Source organism: Sedimentitalea sp. XS_ASV28, assembly GCF_041224545.1.
Taxonomy (GTDB): Bacteria; Pseudomonadota; Alphaproteobacteria; order Rhodobacterales; family Rhodobacteraceae; genus Sedimentitalea.
Map to the genome: position 1 here is coordinate 1 of NZ_JBGFGP010000083.1, position 3,210 is coordinate 3,210.

Consider the following 3,210-nt stretch of genomic DNA (forward strand, 5'->3'; position numbering starts at 1 on the left):
CGACGAGTTCCAGCAGATGGGGGCGATGCCCTATCTCGAACGCGCGATCCACTCGCTGGCCAGCTATGGCGGCCGCGTGGCGATGATCGCACAGTCGCTGGCTTCGCTCGACCGGATTTACGGGCCCGAGGGCCGCGAAAGCCTCGAAAACGGGGCGGGGCTCAAGCTCTACATCACGCCCCGCGACCAGCGCACCGTGAAGGAGGTCTCCGCCGCGGTCGGCAGCACCACACGCGAGGCGGTGACCCGGATGTACGGTCGCAACAAGGGCTTTCTGGGCGCGACCTCGACCTCGGCGCGGCTGGAAGAACGGCCGCTGCTTTCCGAGACCGAAGCGCGACTGATGGACCCCGACGAGGTCATCATCCTCGCCTCGCCCCAGCATCCGATCAAGGCGAGCCGGATCAAGTATTACGACGATCCGTTCTTCAAGGCTATGTTGGCCCGCCAGGAGGGCAAGCCCTTCCCCTATCCGCCAAGCGTGCAGGGCGTGGGGCCTTGGGGCGGTGAAAGTACGGATGAAGTCAGTCGGGATGAGCCGCGACAACCAGCCGAACGCGCGCAAGTCAGGGATCGCTCGCAACGCCGCGAAGCGCGCGCGATGAGCTTGAGGACGATGGAGGCCGGGCGCGGGCAACCAGAGCCGGAGACGCTCGAGCGGGAAGCCGCCGTGCCGAAGGAATGGGAGGCGGCGCTCGACCGGCAGGAGGATTTCATCGAGGAGTTGTTGGGCGGGTGATGAATGCTCCGTGCCTTCGAAATAATGCTCTGAGTCTCTTGTGTTCCAGGGGAGAATTCAAAAGAATGAGTGCGATATTTTCTTCTTTTTTATAAAGAACGTACGCTTGTTTTGACCGAACGAAGAAGATGAAGAGATGACAGATAAACCAGCGGTACACCAGTCGGATCTGAGCGAGCAGGCCTTTGTGCAGAACCATGAGACCTTTCGATCGCTCAACCATCAGATGTGGCAAATCCCGCTCATCTCCATGACGCTAACTGGTGGACTTTGGTTTGGGGTTTCGAAGGTTGAGGGCTCGCCATTTTTCCAACTCGCGCTGCTCTTTCTGGCGACCGTTGGCAATGCTTGCTTGTTCCTTGTTATACAAAGACTTCGTTACGTTATGGAGCAGACACTCAACTGGATAGAAAGGCGATCTCCAGCAGACTTCGTTTCTGCAAAAGGTGATTTCTGGTACAACAAACCGCTCGTTGTGCGCCGGTCCTTCCAAGCTATGCTCGTGTTGGCCAGTTTGACGAGTCTTGGTCTCTGGATCATGACATTTTATCAAACAGATTGGTCTGAAGTAGGAAATCCCATGCGGAAAAACGCATCGTCAGCATACTATGATCGCCATGCATTGGACTTGGCCGAAAGCTACGAGGGCATCTCTGCCGCAGCGGCTCATCCTGTTCTTTTGAGTCTTCTAGGAGACAAATTCTCGGGCGTTCATCTGGACATCATTGACGTCGGTGCCGGTACCGGGCGTGATGCGGCTTGGCTTGCGTCTCTTGGGCATCGGGTCGTCGCGGTGGAACCTGCGGGTGCAATGTTGCGGATTGCTCGTCACGCACACCAAGACATGCCAATTACCTGGATACGCGATGCTTTGCCAGACTTGGAGGTCGTGCGGCGTGACCTGCCAACTTTCGACGTTGTCCTTCTGAGCGCAGTTTGGATGCACATAGCGAAAGAAGATAGAGAAGCGGCTGTTGCTACAATCGCAACGTTGGTCAAGCCAGGAGGGGCTGTCTACATTACGCTTCGGTTAGGTCCGGCAGACCCGGCACGGGCTATCCACGAGGTCTCGATGGATGAGTTGATGGATCTAGCAACGCGCTTTGGCTTCCATCTTGAACGTCTTGAGACGCGTCCAGACCTTCTTGGACGAGGTGATATCACTTGGCAAAGTGCTGTGCTGATCAAAAATGATTAGCGAGCTTCATCGGTTTCGCCTTGCCGAATGGTCTCCCGTGTAGGCCCTACGTAGTAGGGCGCTCTACGTTTCCACCTTCCAAGTTTTGCCTGTGTGATGCAGGATCGTCCCATGAACAAATCCTTGAGATCTCTAACCTTTCCATCTGACGTTGACACCTCGAAGGATGACATCGATCAGGTGCTGATGAATCCGTGCCTTGCTCATTCCGTGTCCTATGACCGGGGTGTGGGTTATTTCACTTCAGGTTGGCTACAACGGGTGGCGACTGGGATCGCAGGTTTCGCGCAAAACGGCGGAACAATGAGACTACTGACTAGTCCTAAGCTTAAGCCTGAAGACTGGGCAGCGATCAAACAAGGCTCGGATGCGATCGACGACGAGGTGCTCCTCCAAGCGCTGAGAGAAGAGGTGGACGAACTTGCACAAAGCGCGAGTTCCAAACCCGTCCAAACACTCTCCTACATGATTGCCGAAAAGCTTCTGACTGTCCGGTTGGCCGTCCCAACCGGCAAGCTGAGTGGTGATTATCATCCCAAGCTCGGAATTTTTAGGGATCATACTGGTGATAGTGTCGTGTTCCACGGTTCTCAAAACGAAACCGAGCAAGGGCGCAGAAATTTTGAAAGCCTTGACGTCTTCCTGAGCTGGGCGGACCCACGAGATGCCTCGCGGGTTGAGTCGCATCGAAAACGTTTTGAGCGGCTCTGGACTAACAGCGACCCGAATGTCCGATGCTTCGATATTCCCGAAGCCATCCGCGGAAACCTAGCGCAGTTCTACCGACCGAGCCGTAGTTCCGAACGCCAACATAAAGCGGATAGCAGGTGGCGCCATCAAGACGACGCGATTGAGTGCTTCTTGTCCAAAAAGAACGGTGTGCTTGAAATGGCTACCGGAACTGGAAAGACGCGAACCGCACTTCGCATCATCGAAAAGCTCACGTCTCTAAACTTAGTGGATACTGTCATTGTAACGATGCGGGGAAATGACCTGCTAGAACAATGGTTCCAAGCAATGGTGACGGACAGCGCCTACCGGATCTATCGCCATTTTGGTCAAAACCGGGAAGGGCCGCGATTTGTCGCCAGTCGTGGAAGGAGACTGTTGCTTGTTTCTCAAAGCTACTTGTCATGACCTGCCCCCCTTCGGTCCCTCGTTCATAACGAGAGTCTGCGGGTTTGATCTTGATAATCATGGGTTTCGGTTTGGGCAAGCGCGCCGGGCGCGGAGCCCTCAAATTGCTCAAGCGCTCGGCGCGCTTGCAGTGGCG

At 55.6% G+C, this 3,210-nt stretch carries 3 protein-coding genes; all 3 read left to right on the forward strand.

Annotation, left to right across the window (positions count from 1 at the left end):
• The coding region (locus AB9K34_RS03850) for a type IV secretory system conjugative DNA transfer family protein (RefSeq protein WP_369953114.1) at positions 1-739 on the forward strand (739 nt) is incomplete at its 5' end.
• Between the two features lie 136 nt (positions 740-875).
• Positions 876-1,937 carry a class I SAM-dependent methyltransferase gene (locus tag AB9K34_RS03855; protein WP_369953115.1) on the forward strand — a complete coding sequence of 354 codons (1,062 nt, stop codon included), beginning with the start codon at positions 876-878 and terminating at the stop codon, positions 1,935-1,937.
• A gap of 111 nt (positions 1,938-2,048) precedes the next feature.
• Complete coding sequence (locus AB9K34_RS03860) at positions 2,049-3,074, forward strand: DEAD/DEAH box helicase family protein (RefSeq protein ID WP_369953116.1); 1,026 nt, start codon at positions 2,049-2,051, stop codon at positions 3,072-3,074.
• Positions 3,075-3,210: the final 136 nt, after the last annotated feature.

Bases quoted from the DNA above. Each gene is read 5' to 3' on its own strand.
- AB9K34_RS03855 (WP_369953115.1), top strand. From the start codon at position 876: ATGACAGATAAACCAGCGGTACACCAGTCGGATCTGAGCGAGCAGGCC.
- AB9K34_RS03860 (WP_369953116.1), top strand. From the start codon at position 2,049: ATGAACAAATCCTTGAGATCTCTAACCTTTCCATCTGACGTTGACACC.